We start from the raw sequence: 17,673 nt of genomic DNA, 5'->3' as shown, positions 1-17,673 counted from the left end.
GCCGGTGGGACGGTGTCTGGCGGTGCGCGGGGCCGGTGCGCTCAGAAGACGGACAGCCCGGTCAGGGTGGTGAAGCGGTCCAGGGCGGCCACGCCGGCCACGGAGTTGCCGCGTTCGTCCAGGCCGGGGCTCCACACGCACAGGGTGCAGCGGCCCGGTACGACGGCGATGATCCCGCCGCCGACGCCGCTCTTGCCGGGCAGGCCGACCCGGTAGGCGAAGTCGCCCGCGGCGTCGTACGTGCCGCAGGTCAGCATCACCGCGTTGACCTGCTTGGCCTGGCTGCGGCTGAGCAGTCTGCTGCCGTCGGCGCGGATGCCGTGCCGGGCGAGGAAGCCGGTGGCGAGGGCGAGGTCGGCGCAGGAGGCGGCGATGGAGCACTGGCGGAAGTACTGGTCGAGCAGGACCGTGATCTCGTTGTCGATGTTGCCGTAGGACGCCATGAAGTGGGCGAGGGCGGCGTTGCGGTCGCCGTGCGCGGTCTCGGAGGCGGCGACCTCCTGGTCGAAGTCCAGCGCGGGGTTCCCGCTCTCGGCGCGCAGGAAGTCGAGCAGTTCCCCGGCCGCGTCCCCGGTACGGGTCTGGAGGCGGTCGGTGACGACGAGGGCGCCCGCGTTGATGAACGGGTTGCGCGGGATGCCGTCCTCGTACTCCAGCTGGACCAGGGAGTTGAAGGGGTTGCCGGAGGGCTCGCGGCCGACGTGCTCCCAGAGTTCGTCGCCCTCGCGGGCGAGGTCCAGGGCGAGCGTGAACACCTTGGTGATGGACTGCGCGGAGAACGGCTGCCGCCACTCCCCCACCCCGTACACCGTGCCGTCCAGCTCGGCGACGGCCATGCCGAAGGCGCGCGGGTCGCAGGCGGCGAGCGCCGGAATGTAGTCGGCGGCGCGGCCGCGGCCCGGTGTGTGTTCCAGCTCCTCGGCTATGCGCTCCAGGACCGGCAGGAAGCTGGGGGTCGACGTCGTTGTCATGATCACCATTGTGCCTCCGTGCCGGTCCGGGAGCCCACTCGCCCCTGCTCCGGAATCTCCCGTCGGCGCAGGTCAGGCGGCCGGTGCCCCGCTGCCCGCGACGATCTCGGGGCGCAGCAGGGCGGCCAGCGTCCCGGCGGGCAGCAGACCCTTCTCCAGGACCAGTTCGGCGACCCCGCGGCCGGTGGCGAGGGCCTCCTTGGCGATCTCGGTGGCGGCCGTGTAGCCGATGTGCGGGTTGAGCGCGGTGACCAGTCCGATGGAGTTCTCCACGCTCGCGCGCAGCCGCTCGGTGTTGGCGGTGATGCCGTCGACACAGCGCTCGGCCAGCGTCAGGCAGGCCCGCTCCAGGTGGGTGACGGACTCCGACAGGGAGTGCAGGATGATCGGCTCGAAGGCGTTGAGCTGGAGCTGTCCGGCCTCGGCGGCCATGGTGATGGCCACATCGTTGCCGATCACCTCGAAGGCGACCTGGTTGACCACCTCGGGGATGACCGGGTTGACCTTGCCCGGCATGATCGACGAACCGGCCTGCACCGGGGGCAGGTTGATCTCGCCGAGCCCGGCGCGCGGCCCGGAGGACAGCAGCCGCAGGTCGTTGCAGCTCTTGGAGAGCTTGACCGCGATCCGCTTGAGCACCCCGGACATCTGCACGAAGGCCCCGCAGTCCTGGGTGGCCTCGACCAGGTTGGCGGCGGTGACCAGCGGCAACCCGGTGATCGCGGACAGATGGCGGCGGGCGGCCTCGGCGTACCCGGACGGAGCATTGATTCCGGTGCCGATCGCCGTGGCGCCCAGGTTGATCTCATGGATCAGCTCGACGGCCTCGGCAAGGCGGCTGCGGTCCTCCTCGATCATCACGGCGAACGCGGAGAACTCCTGGCCGAGCGTCATCGGCACCGCGTCCTGCAACTGGGTACGGCCCATCTTGAGCACGTCACGGAACTCGACGGACTTCCCCGCGAAGGAGTCCTGGAGTACCGCCATCGCCTTGAGCAGGCCACGGACCGCGAAGACCGTCGCTATCTTGACGGCGGTCGGGTAGACGTCATTGGTCGACTGGCTCAGGTTGACGTCCTCGTTGGGGTGTACATACGTGTACTCCCCCTTGGCGTGGCCGAGCAGTTCCAGCGCCCGGTTGGCGACGACCTCGTTGGCGTTCATGTTGGTCGAGGTGCCGGCCCCGCCCTGGATGACGTCCACGACGAACTGCTCGTGCAGCTCGCCGCGCCGGATCTCCTGGCAGGCGGTGACGATCGCGCGGGCCTTCTCGGGTGCCAGCAGCCCGAGTTCCTCGTTGGCGAGCGCGGCGGCCTCCTTGACGGCGGCCAGGGCGTCGATCAGATGCGGGTACGCCGAGATCGGCATGCCGGTGATGGGGAAGTTCTCGGTCGCCCGCAGGGTGTGGATGCCCCAGTAGGCGTCGGCGGGCACGTCCCGATCGCCGAGGAGGTCGTGTTCGCGCCGGGTGGTGGTCATGAGGGGTGGCTCCGCTTTCTCAGCTTCGGGTGGGGAAACGTCGGTGGGGGGTGAACTCAGGCGGGACCGAGCTCGTCCACCACGCGTACGGCCCCCACCGGGACGCCGCCGCCGAGCAGCGCCTGCCCCGCGAAGCCGGTCAGCAGCGCCGGGTCCACCCCGGCGCGCTCCAGTGCCCGCGCCGCGACCGGTATCCGCGCGCGGTCCGCGCCGTCCGCTATCTTCACGGCCACCGCCCGCCCGTCCGGCAGCGCGGCGACCTGGACGCCCTCGAAGCCGTCCTTGGCGAGCAGCCCCGGCACGGCCCGCATCAGCGCGGCGACGTCGCGGCGCGCGCCGGACGCCATCTCGGCGTGGCCGCGCATCGCGTCGGCCACCTTCGCCTCCGCGGTGCCGGGGGCCGCAGAAGTGATCCGGGACAGCGCGCGGGCGAGCCCGTGCAGGGAGATGGCGAACAGGGGGGCGCCGCAGCCGTCCACGCTGATGTGCGCGACCCGCTGCCCGGTGAGGTCCTCGACGGTCTCCCGGATCGCCTGCTGCAAGGGGTGCGCGGGGTCCAGGTAGTCGGGCAGGGACCAGTCGTTGAGCCGCGCGGTCCACAGCATCGCCGCGTGCTTGCCGGAGCAGTTCTGGGCGAGCCGGGAGGGCGTCCGGCCCTCGCGGATCCAGGTGTCGCGGACGGTGGGGTCGAAGGGCAGGTCGGGGACGTTGCGCAGGTCGTCCTCGGCGAGGCCGCCCATCTCGAGGATGCGGCGGGTGCCGTCGAGGTGGCGCTCCTCGCCGGAGTGGCTCGCGGCGGCCAGCGACAGCAGTTCCCCGTCCAGCGGCAGCCCGGCCCGCACCATGGCGACGGCCTGGAGGGGTTTGACGGCCGAACGGGGGTAGAAGGCGGCCTCGATGTCGCCCAGCCGGAAGTCGACGGTGCCGTCGGCGCCGAGGACGACGACGGAGCCGTAGTGGATGCCCTCGACCACGCCGCCGCGGACGAGGTGGGCGACGGGGGCGTGGCCGGGTGCGCGCACGGCGGGCGCGGCGGCGGGGAGGCTGAGGTCCATTTCTTCCTGCGTCAAGGGGTCGGGGCGGCCGGTCCGCGGGTCACGCGGTGGCACGCCGGTCGGGGGCGGGGGTGTGCGGGTCGCACGGGGGCGGGCGTGGGCGTCGTACGGACCGCGCCCGGTGCCGTGGCGTCCGGCGGCGGAGGCACGGTGGTGCGTCCGGTGCCGGTGTCGCCTGGCATGGGGGGTGGCCGGGGATCAGGGGTGGGCGGCGCTCATGCCTCGGGCGGGCCGCTCGCGGCCGGGTCCGGCTTCCTGGGGCGCACGATGTCGGTGAGGGTGCGTTCGACGCGGTCCAGGTGGTGGCTCATCGCCGCCAGGGCGTCCTGTTCGCGGCCGTCGGTGAGCGCCTCCACGATCGCGCGGTGCTCGCGGTTGGACTGCTCGCGCCGCCCGCCGAGTTCGTTGAGGAAGGCCGACTGGCGGGCCAGGGCGTCGCGGATCTCCTCGATGACCCGGCGGAAGACCGGGTTCTGGGCGGCCTCGGCCACGGTGAGGTGGAAGAGGGTGTCCATCGCGACCCACGCGGTGGTGTCCGTCTCCCGCTCCATGCGGTCCAGCAGATGCGCCAGCCGGTCCAGGTGGTCGGGGGTGCGGCGCAGGGCCGCGTAGCCGGCGACCGGGATCTCGATGTGCCGGCGGACCTCCAGCAGGTCGCTGGCCGCGTAGTCGCCGAAGGTGGGGTCCTCCACGGCGTTGGCGACGACGAAGGTGCCCTTGCCGGTCCTGGAGACCGTGAGGCCCATCGCCTGGAGCGCGCGCAGCGCCTCGCGCAGCACGGGCCGGGAGACCTCCAGGGCCCGGCCCAGCTCGGCCTCGGAGGGCAGCTTGTCGCCGATGGCGTAGTCGCCGCGCTCGATGGCGCCGCGGAGGTGGCCGAGGACCGCTTCCATCGCGCTGACGCGACGCGGCCCCACGCCACCTGTCTGGCTGTCTGACAGGTTCACGGGGCGATCCTGCGCGCTGTCCGCCCGCTCTGTCAAGGCTGGCCGGTCCGGTGCCGGGGGCTTCACGAACGCGCGCGGGGTGCGGCGCCCGCGTTCGGGCCGCCGCACCCCGCAAGGTGCCGGAAGAGCACGGCTCAGGCGTTGAGCACACCGGTGCCGAGCAGGCCGAGCAGGCCTACGCCGATGATGATGCGGTAGATCACGAAGGCGTTGAAGGAGTGCTTGGCGACGAACTTCAGCAGCCAGGCGATCGAGGCGTAGGCCACGACGAAGGAGACGAGGGTGCCGACGCCCAGCGGGGCGGCGCCCACGCCCGCGCCGAGGGCGTCCTTCAGCTCGTAGATGCCGGCGCCGGTCAGCGCGGGGATGCCCAGGAAGAAGGAGAGGCGGGTCGCGGCGACGCGGTCCAGGTCCAGGACGAGCGCGGTGGACATGGTGGCGCCGGAGCGGGAGAAGCCGGGGAAGAGGAGGGCGAGGATCTGCGAGCAGCCCACCCACATCGCGTCCTTGAAGGACGTGTCGTCCTCGCCGCGCTTGTGGCGGCCCATCTGGTCCGCGCACCACATCGCGCCGGACCCGACGATCAGCGAACCGGCCACCACCCACAGCGAGGCCAGCGGCCCGTCGATCAGCGGCTTCGCGGCAAGGCCCACCAGGACGATCGGGATGGTCGCGGCGATCACCCACCAGGCGAACTTGTAGTCGTGGTGGTAGCGCTCCTCGCGGTTGACCAGACCGCGGAACCAGGCGGAAACGATCCGCTTGATGTCCTTGAAGAAGTACACGAGCACGGCGGCGATGGCGCCGACCTGGATGACGGCGGAGAAACCGACGACGGACTTGTCGTCGACGGGGATGTCCATGAGCCCCTCGGCGATCTTGAGGTGGCCGGTGGAGGACACGGGGAGGAACTCGGTCACCCCCTCGACGACTCCAAGGATGACGGCCTGACCGACAGAGATGGCGCTCATGGGATCCAGTTCTGAGGAGAGTAGGTCGACAGTGTTGTAGACAGTACTTGCCGCGCCGGGAGGTGCCGAGCGGCCGGACCTGCGAAGCGCCGGCGAGCCGGAACCGGCGAAGGCCGCGGCCGGGTCGGCCGCCACGACGGCGAAGACGCTCACCGAAGCGTAGAGGCCCGAGCCGGCACTGTTGGGCCGCGGGGTCTCGCAGGGGGAATTCTGGTGGGAGAGGACGCGGGGGCGTGGTCAGCGTCCCGCGCCGGCCACGACCAGCCGCCGGTTCACAGCGGTTCCTCACCTTCCGGCGCGGGTGCGCGGCCGGCGTACCGTACGACCTCGCACTTCTCCAGCGTGACCAGGCCCCCGTGGACCAGTTCGGCCAGCTGGGGCAGGAAGGCCCGCACCCGCTCCTCGGTGTCCACGACGATCACCGCGACCGGCAGGTCCTCGGCGAGCGAGAGCAGCCGGGAGGTGTGGATGCGGGAAGAGGCGCCGAAGCCCTCGATGCCCCGGAAGACGCTGGCGCCGGCGAGCCCGGCGGCGTGCGCGCGGTGCACGATCTCGCTGTAGAGGGGCTTGTGGTGCCAGGTGTCGTCCTCGCCGACGCAGACGGTCAGCCGCAGCGCGCGGCCGGTGAGCGCGGTCATGCCCGCTCCCTCCTGGTCAGCACCCGGCGGACGGCGGCCGAGGCGAGCCACACCGCCGCGAGGGCCGCGCAGGGCGTCGCCGCCAGATAGACGAGGCCGGTGCCGGGGCGGCCGGCCTCGACCAGCCTGCGGATGTCGGCCGTGTAGGTGGAGAAGGTGGTGAAGCCACCGAGGACGCCGGTGCCGAAGAAGGGGCGGACGAGGCGGTGGGCGGCCCACACCTCGGTGATGAACACCATGAACACGCCCATCACGGCACAGCCGGCGAGGTTGGTGCAGAAGGTCGCCCAGGGGAAGCCGCCGGGTGGGGCGGGCCAGGCGAGGCTGAGCCCGTAGCGGGCGCAGGCGCCGAGGGCGCCGCCGACGGCGACCACCGCGACGACGGGGCCCTGGGCGTGCCACTGCGTTCGCCGGCGCGGTGAGAGGCGGGTGCGGAGGGTGCCGGCTTCGGGGGTTGTCATCGTTCCTACGTCTCCTGCTCGGCCGGCCCCCGGTGGGTGATCACGGCCGGCACCAGACTACCGCCGGATCGGCGGCGCCCCGCCCGCGCCGGGGCCCGTCCGGCGGAGCGTTCACCCACTCTTCTCCTGGCGGGACGCCTCGGCGGGGCTCGCCGTCACGGAGCTGCCGATCGGCGTCGAAGCGGTCAGGATCGGAGAAGCCCTGGCGGGGTCCCCCGGTCTAGCGTGGTTGCACCGACGGAGGCCCGCCGGGCCTCCCCGAATCCATTGCCCTGTGAGGAGCGAGTTTCCATGACCGCCGGTGTGCAGACGATCATCTACCCCGTCAAGGATCCGGAGCGGGCCAAGGCCCTGTTCGGCGCGCTGCTGGGCGTCGAGCCGTACGCGGACGAGCCGTACTACATCGGGTTCAAGGCCGCCGGGCAGGACATCGGCCTCGACCCGAACGGGCATGCGCAGGGCCTGACGGGGCCGGTGCCGTTCTGGCACGTCACCGATCTGCGGGAGCGGCTGGCGGCGCTGGTGGCGGCGGGCGCGGAGATCGTGCAGGACGTCCGGGACGTCGGCAACGGACGGCTCGTGGCCAGTGTGAAGGACGCCGACGGCAACATGGTGGGCCTGCTCCAGGACCCCGCCACCGAACAGTAGTTGCACACTCAACGAGTGGCTGGAACGGTGCTACGGTGCCGGTATGGCAGGGAAAACGGCCGATGCCCGGCTGGAGGAACGCTGGCGGGACATCCTCGCCGTGCACGCGCGCACGATGTGCGAGATAGACCGTGCGCTACACCCCCACGGGCTGGGCGCCAGCGACTTCGAGGTGCTGGACATCCTGGCCGCCGAGTCACCCCGCGAGGGCGACCACTGCCGGGTGCAGAACCTGGTCGGGCGGGTGCATCTCAGCCAGAGCGCCCTGTCCCGGCTGATCGGCCGGCTGGAGAAGGACGGCCTGGTGGAGCGCTCGGTGTGCGCCGAGGACCGCCGCGGCGTCTGGGTCGCCCTCACCACCAAGGGCCGTGCCCTGCACACCGAGGTGCTGCCGGTACAACGCGCCGTCCTGGAGCGGATGTTGCCCGAAAGGGACCACCAGGACCGCTAGGGCCTCCCGTCGGGACAGACGCTCGGCGGCGGGTCTAGACGCTCGGCGGCGGGTCGTCCGGGCGTCGGTCCACCGGGCGGCGCGGCGGGATCGGGGTCGTCGGGAAGTCGCGGGGGCCGGTCCACAGGGCCGGTACGGCGTCGCAGCGGCGGCACAGTTCATAGGCGACGGCCTCGTAGTTGACCCGCCAGCCGCGGAAGTGGGGCCATGCCTCCTCGGGGGTGCGCTCGGCCCGGAAGCCGGTCGAGTCCAGCATCGCCACCGCCGCGTCGAACTCGGCGTAGGTGAGCCGGATGGGCGCGCTGGGCGAGGGGTCGGCCTCGAAGGGGGCGCGCACCGCGCGGGCGATGTCGCGCAGGGCACTGAACCCGGCCCGCAGCACCAGCCGCGCCTCCGGCGGCGCGGTCTTCGGGTCCAGCGCGAGCTGGAGCGCCGCCGCGTCCATCACGGCGACCAGTCCCACCAGCCAGCTGCGGTACGGGCGCGGGGAGCGGAACGTCAGCAGGACCGGGTAGGTGGAGTGGCTCTCGCCCATGTCCGAGGCCAGCCGCTCCCAGGCCCGGTACAGCTCGGGCAGCGCGGTCTCGGTGTCGACCAGCCACTGCCGGGCCAGGATCTCCGGGCCCCAGGAGGGCTCGCCCGCCCGCGCCTGGAGGAGGGTGACCTCGACCTCGCGGCGGTTGTAGGCGGCATACAGCGTGGGCAGGTAGGCGATCTGGAGCGCGATCAGGACCGGCCCGGTGGCCGCCGCGACGAAGTCGAGGACCGACAGCTTCCACCGGGCGCCGCTGGCGAAGCCCAGCGTGAACAGGCTGGAGCCGGCCTCCCGGAACGCGGTGGTCCACGCCAGCGGGGACAGCGCGTACAGCAGCAGCCCGAAGCCGAACAGGGCGCCGAGGAGCCAGCAGGCGAGCATGCCGATCAGCATGAGCGGGGCCAGCCAGGTCTGGGCGCGGTCGATGGCCTCGTAGTCGCCGCGGGGGGTGGTCAGCCGCAGCACTCTGCGCAACAGCCACCACAGGCGGAAGACCAGCGCCGAGTAGAGGCCCCGCGGGACGACGAGGGTGCGCAGGATGCTGCTCAGCACGGCGAGGAGCAGCAGGGCGCCTGCCGTGCCGGCGATGTATTCCATGAGGGTATTCTGACGCCCGCAGGAGGGCGGTGATCACCTGCGCGGCTCCCCGCACCCCGCGGCCCTCAGGGGGCCCGCCCTCAGCGGGCCAGCAGAGTCCGCACCCCCTGGGACGTCAGCGTGAGCGCGTGCTCCGAGCTGCCGTCTATCGCCAGGGAGATCTCCTCGTCGGGCCACTGCGAGGCCAGCGCGCCCAGCGGGATGAGGCGGTAGCGGGAGACGAAGGGCAGCAGCTCGGCCATCTCGTTCTCCGTGGTGAAGACGGGGACGACCGGGTCACCGCCGGGCTGTTCCAGGATGGGCAGGGCCACCGTCGTGGCGTCGGCGCCCTCGCCGTCGATCGCGTCGTCCGGCACGGGGACGAGCACGTCGCTGTGGGCGAGGGTGTCCAGGGCCCTCTGGTCCTCGGCGTTGGCGACCAGGGCGTCCAGCGCCTGCTGGGCCGGCGTCGGAAGGGCGTCGTGTGCGGGTGTCTCCATGGCAGATCCCCAGGTAGCGGTGGTGGTACGGGCCGCCCGGACGGACTGCCCGGGCGGGCTCCCGCCTCGCGTACCCGGTGCGGAGCAGGGGCATGCGTGCGAACCGGAAGAGGTACGGACCGGCGCGGGACGGGGTGCCGCTCAGGCCCTGAGGACCTCCTCGCCCGGTGCGGGGCTCGGGGCCAGGGCCTCCTGGGCGCGCACCCGGTGCCGGCCGAGGAGGAGGGTGCCGAGGAAGGACAGGGCGAGGGCGACCACCACGCCCAGGTTGGCGTACGCCCACGCGCCGGTACGGCCGCCGAGGCCGAGCGGCCCGAGGAGGTAGCCCTGCCAGCCCAGCCAGTGCGCGGCGGTGTTGGTCACCAGGCCCCAGCCGACGGCCGTGGCGGCGAGGGTGAGCAGCGGGGGCACCAGCGGGACGTCGCCGTAGCGGCCGTGCGGGCGGAACAGGTCCCCGTCGTCGTAGTCGCGGCGGCGCAGCGCGAGGTCGGCCAGCATGACGCCGGACCAGGCGGCGATGGGCACCCCGAGCGTGGTGAGGAAGCCCATGAACTGGCCGAGGAAGCCGCCGGCGAAGAACACGATGTAGACCGACCCGGCGATCATCAGGCAGCCGTCCCAGAGCGCGGCCAGATAGCGGGGCACGCGCAGTCCGGCGGAGAGCAGGGCGAGGCCGGAGGAGTAGATGTCGAGGACGGCGCCGCCGACCAGGCTGAGCACGGCGACCACGGCGAACGGCACCAGGAACCAGGTGGGCAGGATCGTGGCCAGGGCGCCGATCGGGTCGTCGGCGATGGCCCGGCTCAGCTGCGGCGAGGACCCGGCCAGCAGTACACCGAAGACCAGCAGCAGCACGGGGGCGAGCGAGCCGCCGAAGGTGGTCCAGCCGATCACGCCCCGGCTGGAGGAGCCGCGCGGCAGGTAGCGGGAGTAGTCGGCGGCGGCGTTGATCCAGCCGAGCCCGAAGCCCGCCATCATGAACACCAGCGCGCCGATCATCTGCTGCGCGGAGCCGTCCGGCACCGCCTTGACGGCGCTCCAGTCGACCTGGTGGGCGACGAGGCCGACGTAGACGATGGTCAGCACGCCGGTGATCACGGTGATGACGGTCTGGAGCCGCATGATCAGGTCGAAGCCGATGACCCCGGCGACGACGGTCAGCGCGGCCACCACCATGAGGGCGACCACCTTGGTCTCGGTCCCGCCGCCCCAGCCCAGGCTGGTGAAGACGGTCGCGGTGGCCAGGGTGGCGAGCGAGATGAGCGCGGTCTCCCAGCCGACGGTGAGCATCCAGGAGACCACCGACGGCAGCCGGTTGCCGCGCACCCCGTAGGCGGCGCGGCTGAGCACCATGGTGGGCGCCGAGCCGCGCTTGCCGGCGACCGAGACGAAGCCGCACAGCAGGAACGAGACGACGATGCCGATGGTGCCTGCGACGAGCGCCTGCCAGAAGGAGATGCCGAAGCCGAACGCGAAGGCGCCGTAGCTGAGCCCGAGCACGGAGACGTTCGCCCCGAACCAGGGCCAGAACAGCATGCGCGGGGTGCCCCTGCGGTCCGCGTCCCCGATCACGTCGAGCCCGTGCGTCTCCAGCTGGATCGGGCGGGTGGCGGCTCTGTGGTCGGTGATGCCGAGGGGGTCGGGCGGATGCGTCATCACGGCCTACCTGTCTGACGTGTCGAGATCACGCTAGGTCGGCGCCGCGGGGGCCGCAACGCAGGCGGCGGTCGGGATCCTCGTCAGTCGCGGCCCTCCTCGGGGTTCTGCTCGGGGCTCTCCTCGGCGGGGCCTTCCGCCTGGGACGGGGTGGTGCGGTCCGGCTGCGCCGCCCCCACGTCCTCCGGTTCCCGTTCGCCCTCGGCCTGGGACGGGGTGGTGTACTCGCTCATCGGGGGCCTCCCCCGGCTTTCCGTACGTCTGTGGGCAACGCCCCGAGTACCCGTGGGGGGCGGATGCCATGAGAGAGGGGCGGGCGAACCGCTCCGGCGCGGCGTGCGCCCGGCGGCGTGGCGTGCGCGGGGCCCGTGCCGTCCCCGGCGAGGATGGCGCTCGGCAGCAGGAGCCGGCTCTCAGGCGGGTGGTGCGGGTATGACGGTGAACCGTGTCGGCCTGGTCGTGCACGGCGGGCGCGCCGAGGCGCAGGCGGCCGCGGGGGCGGTGCGCGACTGGTGCGCGGAGAACGCGGTGGTGTGCACTGACATCGACGTGTGGCAGGAGGGCGCCCGGCACAGCGCGCGGGCGGAGGTGGACGCGGCGGGCGACCCGGACCTGATCGTCACGCTCGGCGGCGACGGCACCTTCCTGCGCGGCGCCCGGCTCGCGGCGGCGAACGACGCCCTGGTGCTCGGCGTGGACCTCGGGCGGGTCGGCTTCCTGACCGAGGTGCCGGCCCCCGCGGTACGGGCGGCCCTGGACGCGGTGCGCGAGGAGCGGATCACCGTGGAGAGCCGGATGCTGCTCACCATGCGGGCGTCGTGCCGGCTGGAGGTGCCCGCGCAGATGGAGGCGCTGACGCGGTACGGCCGCGGGCCGATGCTGCCGCCGCCCCGTGTGCGGGTGGACTGCGCGGCGGGCGGCGACTGGGGCGTCGCGCTGGACGTCACCGCGCTCAACGACGTCGTCCTGGAGAAGCTGTCGCGGGACCGGCAGGTGTCGGTCGCGGTGTATCTGGCGGGACGGCTCCTCGCCTGCTACTCGGCGGACGCGCTGCTGGTCGCCACGCCCACGGGTTCCACGGCGTACAGCTTCGCCGCCGGGGGTCCGGTGGTCTCGCCGCGCGCGGAGGGGCTGGTCTTCACGCCGGTGGCCCCGCACATGGTGTTCAACCGCTCGGTCGTGGCCGCCCCGGACGAGCCCGTGGCGCTGCGGGTGCTGGAGCGCTCGGGCCAGGCCGCGGTCAGCATCGACGGACAGCTTCGCGGGGTGCTGAGCCCCGGCGACTGGATCGGCGTGTACGCGGCGCCCCGCCGGCTGAAGGCAGTGCGGCTGGGTCCGACGGACTTCTACGGCCGGCTGCGGGAGCGCATGAACCTCACCGATGCCCCGGCCGCGCTCGCCGACGGCCGGGCCGCCCCGCTGTGGCCGGTGACCTCGCCGCCCCCGGCCGACCTCGCCCATCTGGCCCTGCCGGGCGCGACGGGGGCCGCGGGCGATTCCCCTCCGGGAGGCGCACCCCCGCCGGCGTGAACCCGGCCGCCGCGACGGGCGGCGTGCGGCGTGCAGCGGCGTTCAGTCGAACAGGCCCCGGTCGCCTTCCTTGCGCACCACGCACAGCGCCCAGATGGTGAAGGCGGCGAGGGCGATCATCACGATCGACCAGACCGGGTAGTACGGCAGGGACAGGAAGTTGGCGATGATGATCAGTGCGGCGATGACCACGCCGGCCGCCCGCGCCCAGGTCGACACCTTCATCAGGCCCAGACCGACGATCACGGCGACGGCGCCCAGGACCAGGTGGACCCAGCCCCAGCCGGTGAGGCTGAACTGGAACACATAGCTGCGGGTGGCGAGGAAGACGTCGTCACGGGCGATCCCCATGATGCCGCGGAAGATGTCCAGGACGCCGGTGAGCAGCAGCATCACCGCGGCGAACGCGGTCAGGCCGGTGGCCCACAGTTGCTTGGTGGTGGGCTCGCGGGTGGTGCCGGCTCCGGGGCCGGTGGGGCCGGTGTTGTGGTGTGCGTGGGGCGCGGTCATCGTGCCACCTCGTTTCTCTCCGGTGTGCGGTGGGTCAGTGCGGGGAGTGGGAGGAGACGGTTCCCGAACGGCCGGATCCGGTGGATTCCGGCCCCGTGCCTCCGGGGGTGCCCGCGGACGTGCCGGTGGACGTGCCCGCGGACGGTCCGTGGGCGGCGAACACCATGTCCTTCGCCTTGCGGAACTCGTCCTCGGTGATGTCGCCGCGGGCCTTCATGTCGGCGAGCCGGGCGAGTTCGTCGGCGCTGGAGGTGCCGCCTCGCGCGGTCTCGCGGACGTAGCTGTCGAACGCGCGCTGCTGGGCACGGGCCTGTTCCACCTCGCGGCGGCCCATGCCCTTGCCGCGGGCGATCAGGTACAGGAAGACGCCGAGGAAGGGCAGGACGACGACGCACACCAGCCAGGCGGCCTTGGCCACACCGCCGAGGGAGTCGTCGCGGAAGATGTCCATGACCACCCGGAACAGCAGCACGAACCACATGATCCACAGGAAGAACACCAGCATGGACCAGAAGACGCTCAGCGCCGGATAGTCGTACGCGAGGTAGGTCTGGACGCTCATGTCGCTGCCTCCGTCCCGGGTCCGCGCCCGGTAGTCGGTCGTCCACCGTCCTCAGGCTGCGCTCCGGCGCGCGCGGGGCGCTTCACCCGGCGCGGGTGAACGGCGGCCGGCTCGGGTGCGCGACGGACTGCGGTGCGTGGTTGTAGCCGGGGGCGGCCGTCGCCGAGGGTGGCGGCCCCGCCGGGATCGTGCTCCGGTCCGGGGACCGGCCGCGGGGGCCGTGCGGACCCGGATCGCGGGAGGGAGGTCATGGCTCCTCCGTCCCGTGCCGAGGCCGCTCCCGGCCGGCCGGCGGGGCCTTGTGCGGGGACCTCACCACGGCAGCGTGGCCCCTGACGCCCCGTAGGGGATCACCCCTGGCGGGTGATCCCCTACGGGGGCCGGGGCGCTGAGGTGGGTAGCGGGCACAGGCGGCCCGGCCTGTGGCGCGGCGGCGGGAGGCGAACGCGATGACCGATCCGGAGAGGCGGGCACCGTCGAAGGACGCCCGGCACCCCCTGGGCAGCGGGTCGGACCGCCGGGCCGCGGCCGCGTCCTTCGCGCGTACGGCGGTCATCCTCACCGCCCTGGTCCTCGCCTACTACCTGGTGCCACTGGACTCCCGCACCACCCTGGCGACGGTCCTCCTGCTGCTGTGCGGGCTGCTCGCGGTCGCGGTGGTCTTCGGCTGGGAGGCCTGGCACATCATGCACGCGCCGCATCCCCGGCTGAAGGCGGTGGAGGCACTGGTCGCCACGGTGGGGCTCTACCTGGTCGTCTTCGCCAGCGTCTACCACATCATCGAACGCGACACCCCCGGCTCCTTCACCGAGCCGCTGACCAGGACCGACGCCCTGTACTTCACGCTGACCACGTTCACCACCGTGGGCTACGGCGACATCACCGCGCGCTCGGAGGCGGGCCGGGTGGCGGTGATGTGCCAGATGGTGTGCGGGCTGCTGCTGGTGGGCGTGGCCGTACGGCTGCTCACGGCGGCGGTGAACGCCGGGCTGCGCCGCAGGCAGCGCGAGCCCTGAGGGCTCGGGCCCGGCGAGGGCTCACTGCGGCGCCTGGCGCATCTCCAGCACGCGCAGGCCGAGGGACTGGCAGCGGGCCAGCAGTCCGTACAGGTGCGTCTCGTCCAGGACACGGCCGAACAGGATGGTGTGGCCGGACACCACCACGTGGTCCAGCTCGGGGAACGCCTTGGCCAGCGTCTCCGTCAGCTCGCCGTCGACGCGAATCTCGTAGCGCATGAGCTGCCTTCCCCGCGTGCCGCGGACGGGCAGTACCCGGCCCTCTCCTGCGATCCTGCGCCCCGCTCCGGCGACCGGGCCTCACCCGTCGCAGGTGATGTGGGCCCGCTCGCGGCTGACGCGGGCGGTCACAGCAGGCCGAGTTCGCGGGCGCGGTGCACGGCGTCGTGGCGGCGGTTCACGCCCAGCTTGCGGTAAGCGCTCTTGAGGTGGGTTTTGACCGTGTTGACAGAGACGTAGAGGTCGGCGGCGATCTCCTCGGTGGACATCATCTCCGCGAGCCGGACCAGCACATCATGTTCGCGTCCGCTCAACTCCTCGACCATGGGCGGCGGTTCGGCCACGGACGCGGTGCCGTCCGGGCCGGCGGCCAGCAGCCAGCCCTCGGCGAGCGGGCGCAGCGGCGGCGTGGTGAGCAGCGGCCGCAGCCAGGGCCCCGCCTCCCTGAAGGGGCGCCGCAGCCGGTTCCGCCGGGCCTCGCGCAGCGCCCGCGCCACCAGCCGGCGCCGGGCCTCGCGGTCGCCCTCGACGCCGGCGAGCCGCGCCCGGACCAGGGCCGCCCGTACGGCGATCAGCGGGGCGGTGGCCTGCTGCGGGCGGATCCGGTCGAGCAGGGCGAGGGCGTGCGGGGGGCGGTCCGCGGCCAGTTCGGCCTGTGCCGCGCCCACCAGGCACAGCGGGTCCTCGCCGGGCAGTTCCGTCAGCAGCTTGACGGCCAGCTCCGGGCGCCCGTCGGCGAGATGGGCGCCGGCGGCCACCAGCGCCGCGTGGGCCTCGGCCCAGGGCGAGGGCTCCTCCGCGACGACGGCACGGTCGGCCGCCTCCAGCGCGCCCTCGGTGTCGCCGCGGGCGAGCAGCAGACGCGCGGTGACCAGGGCGTGCAGTGCCCGGGTCACCGGGTCGCGCACCGGATGGCGGGCGTCGGCCGCGTCGGGCTGCGGGGCGAGCAGCGCCTCGGCCCGGTCCAGTTCGTCGCGATCGGTGGCGACGGCGGCCAGGACGAGGGTGGCCGGACCGGCCCCGGAGGGTGCGCAGGGGTCCGCGGGATCGGCGGCGAGCGCGGCGAGGGCCTTGCGTTCGGCGCGGCCGGGGCGGCCGTCGAGGTGGTCGAGCAGGGCGAGGTGGGCGAGGCACTCGGCGCGGAGCCGGGCGGTCGCCGCGGCCGACGCCGTGACCGCCGGTTCCCGCGTGGATGCCGGTGCCTCCGGTGTCGTACCCCCGTGGTCGGTCACCGCGGTCAGGGCGGCCCGCGCCTGCGCGAACCGACCGGCCCACAGGCGGGCGGCACCGAGGTGGGCGCGCAGCAGGGCGGTCAGTTCGGGGTGCCGGTCCAGCAGCCGGCCGGGCACCTCCCGCCGCAGCTCCTCGGCGCGGCGGGCGGCGGCCTCGGCGCGCGAGGGGGAGCCGGTCAGCCGGGCGGCGAGGACGTCGAGGAGGGTGCAGCCGAGGCGGGCGGCGGCGAGCTGTGCGGGATCGTCCTCCACGCCCGGCCCTGGTGTGCTCCGGGCCCGGTCCAGCTCGCGCGCGGCCCGGCGCAGGTGCGGCAGGCCCCGGTCGAGGTCGCCGAGGGACAGTTCGCGGGCCGCGCGCACCAGGTCGGTGGCCGGGGTCCGCGGCTCGGGCCCCAGGGCGGAGAAGATCGCGGCCAGGGGTTCGGCGCGCGGGCCGGTGAGCAGTTCGCCGAGGGCGAGGTCGCCGACGAGGGCACCGGCGGCGGCCGTCCAGTCGCCCGCGGCGGCGGCGTGCTCCAGGGTCTCGGCGAGCGGGCCGTGGCGGCGCAGCCAGCCCGCCGCCCGGCGGTGCAGCTCGGTCTCCAGGCCGGAGAGCCGGGCCCGCAGATGGGCGCGCAGGATCTCCCGGAACAGCGGATGGAGCCGGAACCAGGAGTGCCCGAGATCCTCCACGAAGGCGTTCTCGCGGTGCAGCGCGGTGAGGATCAGCTCGGCGTCGGCGCGTCCGGTGAGCGCGTCGGCGAGGGCGGGGCAGAACCGGTCGAGGACGCTGATCCGCAGCAGCAGGTCCTGGGTCTCGGCGCGCTGCCGCTTGAGCACCTCGGCGATCAGGTAGTCCCCGATGGTGGTGCGGTCGGCCTCGAACTCCCTCAGGTACGACCTCGGGTCGCGCTCCCCCTGTGCGGCCAGCGCGCTGAGCCGCAGGCCCGCCGCCCAGCCGCGGGTGCGGGCCAGCAGCGCGCCCACCTCGTCGGGCGGCAGCCGCAGGCCGTGCAGGGCCAGCAGGCCGGCGGCCTCCTCGGGGGTGAAGGCCAGTTCGTCGTTGCGGATCTCGGTGATCGCGCCGGCCGCCCGGTAGCGGTGCAGGGGCAGCAGCGGTTCCGTGCGGGTGACCAGGACCAGGCGGATGCCGGTGTGCGCGTGCCGGAGCACGAATTCCAGCTGGTCGGCGATCTCCGGGTCGGTGACCCGGTCGTACTCGTCGATGACCGCGGTCACGGGTCGCGCGCGGGCGCCGAGTTCGGCGGCGACCCGGGTGAGCAGCGCTTCGTCCACGCGGCCGGCCTCGGCGGGCAGGCCGACCTCGGCGGAGAGGCTCACCCCGGCCAGTCGCAGCGCCTGGAGGAGATAGGCCCAGAAGGTGCCGGTGCCCTTGTCGGCCATCTGGGCGGTGAGCCAGGCGACGCGTGGCCCGCGGGTCGCGGCCCAGTCGGCGACCAGCAGCGTCTTGCCCGCTCCGGCGGCCCCGCCGACCACGGTCAGCGGGGTGCGCGGGGCCAGGTCCAGGTGTCCGAGCAGCCGGTCGCGGCGCAGATAGGTCACCGGGAGGGCGGGGATCGCGAACCTGGCCCGCAGGAACGGATCCCCGCAGGGATCGGCGGGCCCGTAAGGGTCCGTTCCGGTCTCGTCCGGCACGCCCATGGTGGTCACCACCATCGTCGTCGGGTCGCGGACAGCGTGCTCCGCTCCTCCCCCCAGGATCTCCCCTGGGGGACG

Annotated in this window: 19 protein-coding genes; 4 read left to right on the top strand and 15 right to left on the bottom strand. The window is 73.6% G+C overall.

Annotated elements, in window-relative coordinates; all coding sequences use genetic code 11:
• Nucleotides 1–41: 41 nt before the first annotated feature.
• The 7 genes from ACE4Q9_RS30020 to crcB all read right to left on the bottom strand — a co-directional run bounded on the left by ACE4Q9_RS30020 (nt 42) and on the right by crcB (nt 6,522).
• Nucleotides 42–980: a glutaminase gene (locus ACE4Q9_RS30020; protein ID WP_397987654.1), complete on the bottom strand. Its 939-nt coding sequence runs from the start codon at nt 978–980 to the stop codon at nt 42–44.
• A 63-nt stretch (nt 981–1,043) separates the two neighbouring features.
• Nucleotides 1,044–2,450, bottom strand: a complete 1,407-nt coding sequence (gene aspA / locus ACE4Q9_RS30015; RefSeq protein ID WP_397987653.1) for an aspartate ammonia-lyase — start codon at nt 2,448–2,450, stop codon at nt 1,044–1,046.
• 56 nt (nt 2,451–2,506) lie between these two features.
• Nucleotides 2,507–3,505 (bottom strand): asparaginase, encoded by a 999-nt coding sequence (locus ACE4Q9_RS30010; protein ID WP_397987652.1) that lies wholly within the window; start codon nt 3,503–3,505, stop codon nt 2,507–2,509.
• Nucleotides 3,506–3,720: 215 nt separating this feature from the next.
• Entirely contained in the window at nt 3,721–4,398 is a 678-nt protein-coding gene (locus tag ACE4Q9_RS30005; protein ID WP_397988262.1) for a FadR/GntR family transcriptional regulator, read from the bottom strand.
• A 188-nt stretch (nt 4,399–4,586) separates the two neighbouring features.
• On the bottom strand, nt 4,587–5,423 hold the full coding sequence (locus ACE4Q9_RS30000) for an undecaprenyl-diphosphate phosphatase (RefSeq protein ID WP_397987651.1): 837 nt from the start codon (nt 5,421–5,423) through the stop codon (nt 4,587–4,589).
• 272 nt (nt 5,424–5,695) lie between these two features.
• Nucleotides 5,696–6,061 (bottom strand): DUF190 domain-containing protein, encoded by a 366-nt coding sequence (locus tag ACE4Q9_RS29995; RefSeq protein ID WP_397987650.1) that lies wholly within the window; start codon nt 6,059–6,061, stop codon nt 5,696–5,698.
• Complete coding sequence (crcB, locus tag ACE4Q9_RS29990) at nt 6,058–6,522, bottom strand: fluoride efflux transporter CrcB (protein WP_397987649.1); 465 nt, start codon at nt 6,520–6,522, stop codon at nt 6,058–6,060. The genes ACE4Q9_RS29995 and crcB overlap by 4 nt, the downstream gene beginning before the upstream one ends.
• A gap of 291 nt (nt 6,523–6,813) precedes the next feature.
• Here crcB and ACE4Q9_RS29985 point away from each other — a divergent pair, with 291 nt between their 5' ends.
• Both ACE4Q9_RS29985 and ACE4Q9_RS29980 read left to right on the top strand, forming a co-directional pair.
• Nucleotides 6,814–7,170: a VOC family protein gene (locus ACE4Q9_RS29985; protein ID WP_397987648.1), complete on the top strand. Its 357-nt coding sequence runs from the start codon at nt 6,814–6,816 to the stop codon at nt 7,168–7,170.
• A 43-nt stretch (nt 7,171–7,213) separates the two neighbouring features.
• Complete coding sequence (locus tag ACE4Q9_RS29980) at nt 7,214–7,621, top strand: MarR family winged helix-turn-helix transcriptional regulator (RefSeq protein ID WP_397987647.1); 408 nt, start codon at nt 7,214–7,216, stop codon at nt 7,619–7,621.
• Nucleotides 7,622–7,655: 34 nt separating this feature from the next.
• On the opposite strand, the gene ACE4Q9_RS29975 is transcribed toward ACE4Q9_RS29980, so the two are convergent.
• The 4 genes from ACE4Q9_RS29975 to ACE4Q9_RS29960 form a co-directional block, all read right to left on the bottom strand.
• Nucleotides 7,656–8,753 (bottom strand): hypothetical protein, encoded by a 1,098-nt coding sequence (locus ACE4Q9_RS29975; protein ID WP_397987646.1) that lies wholly within the window; start codon nt 8,751–8,753, stop codon nt 7,656–7,658.
• 80 nt (nt 8,754–8,833) lie between these two features.
• Nucleotides 8,834–9,232 (bottom strand): SseB family protein, encoded by a 399-nt coding sequence (locus ACE4Q9_RS29970; protein WP_397987645.1) that lies wholly within the window; start codon nt 9,230–9,232, stop codon nt 8,834–8,836.
• 141 nt (nt 9,233–9,373) lie between these two features.
• A complete protein-coding gene (locus tag ACE4Q9_RS29965) occupies nt 9,374–10,888 on the bottom strand; it encodes a purine-cytosine permease family protein (protein ID WP_397987644.1) in 1,515 nt (504 codons plus the stop codon).
• An 83-nt stretch (nt 10,889–10,971) separates the two neighbouring features.
• The gene (locus tag ACE4Q9_RS29960; protein WP_397987643.1) at nt 10,972–11,121 is read right to left on the bottom strand and encodes a hypothetical protein; all 150 of its coding nucleotides are present in this window, start codon (nt 11,119–11,121) and stop codon (nt 10,972–10,974) included.
• 199 nt (nt 11,122–11,320) lie between these two features.
• Here ACE4Q9_RS29960 and ACE4Q9_RS29955 point away from each other — a divergent pair, with 199 nt between their 5' ends.
• Nucleotides 11,321–12,418 (top strand): NAD(+)/NADH kinase, encoded by a 1,098-nt coding sequence (locus tag ACE4Q9_RS29955; protein WP_397987642.1) that lies wholly within the window; start codon nt 11,321–11,323, stop codon nt 12,416–12,418.
• Nucleotides 12,419–12,460: 42 nt separating this feature from the next.
• Here the strand turns inward: ACE4Q9_RS29955 and ACE4Q9_RS29950 are convergent, their stop codons facing one another.
• Nucleotides 12,461–12,928 (bottom strand): hypothetical protein, encoded by a 468-nt coding sequence (locus ACE4Q9_RS29950; RefSeq protein WP_397987641.1) that lies wholly within the window; start codon nt 12,926–12,928, stop codon nt 12,461–12,463.
• 34 nt (nt 12,929–12,962) lie between these two features.
• Nucleotides 12,963–13,490 (bottom strand): SHOCT domain-containing protein, encoded by a 528-nt coding sequence (locus tag ACE4Q9_RS29945; protein ID WP_397987640.1) that lies wholly within the window; start codon nt 13,488–13,490, stop codon nt 12,963–12,965.
• A 449-nt stretch (nt 13,491–13,939) separates the two neighbouring features.
• On the opposite strand from ACE4Q9_RS29945, the gene ACE4Q9_RS29940 reads away from it, so the two are divergent.
• Nucleotides 13,940–14,506 (top strand): ion channel, encoded by a 567-nt coding sequence (locus ACE4Q9_RS29940; RefSeq protein ID WP_397987639.1) that lies wholly within the window; start codon nt 13,940–13,942, stop codon nt 14,504–14,506.
• A 21-nt stretch (nt 14,507–14,527) separates the two neighbouring features.
• Here the strand turns inward: ACE4Q9_RS29940 and ACE4Q9_RS29935 are convergent, their stop codons facing one another.
• Both ACE4Q9_RS29935 and ACE4Q9_RS29930 read right to left on the bottom strand, forming a co-directional pair.
• A complete protein-coding gene (locus ACE4Q9_RS29935; protein ID WP_085563090.1) occupies nt 14,528–14,725 on the bottom strand; it encodes a hypothetical protein in 198 nt (65 codons plus the stop codon).
• Nucleotides 14,726–14,853: 128 nt separating this feature from the next.
• Nucleotides 14,854–17,613 carry a LuxR C-terminal-related transcriptional regulator gene (locus ACE4Q9_RS29930; RefSeq protein ID WP_397987638.1) on the bottom strand — a complete coding sequence of 920 codons (2,760 nt, stop codon included), beginning with the start codon at nt 17,611–17,613 and terminating at the stop codon, nt 14,854–14,856.
• Nucleotides 17,614–17,673: the final 60 nt, after the last annotated feature.

The sequence above is a fragment of the Streptomyces sp. AM6-12 genome, assembly GCF_044327085.1.
Lineage (GTDB): Bacteria > Actinomycetota > Actinomycetes > Streptomycetales > Streptomycetaceae > Streptomyces.
Note: the sequence above shows the minus strand (reverse complement) of the source record. Positions and strands in the feature narration are given on the sequence as shown.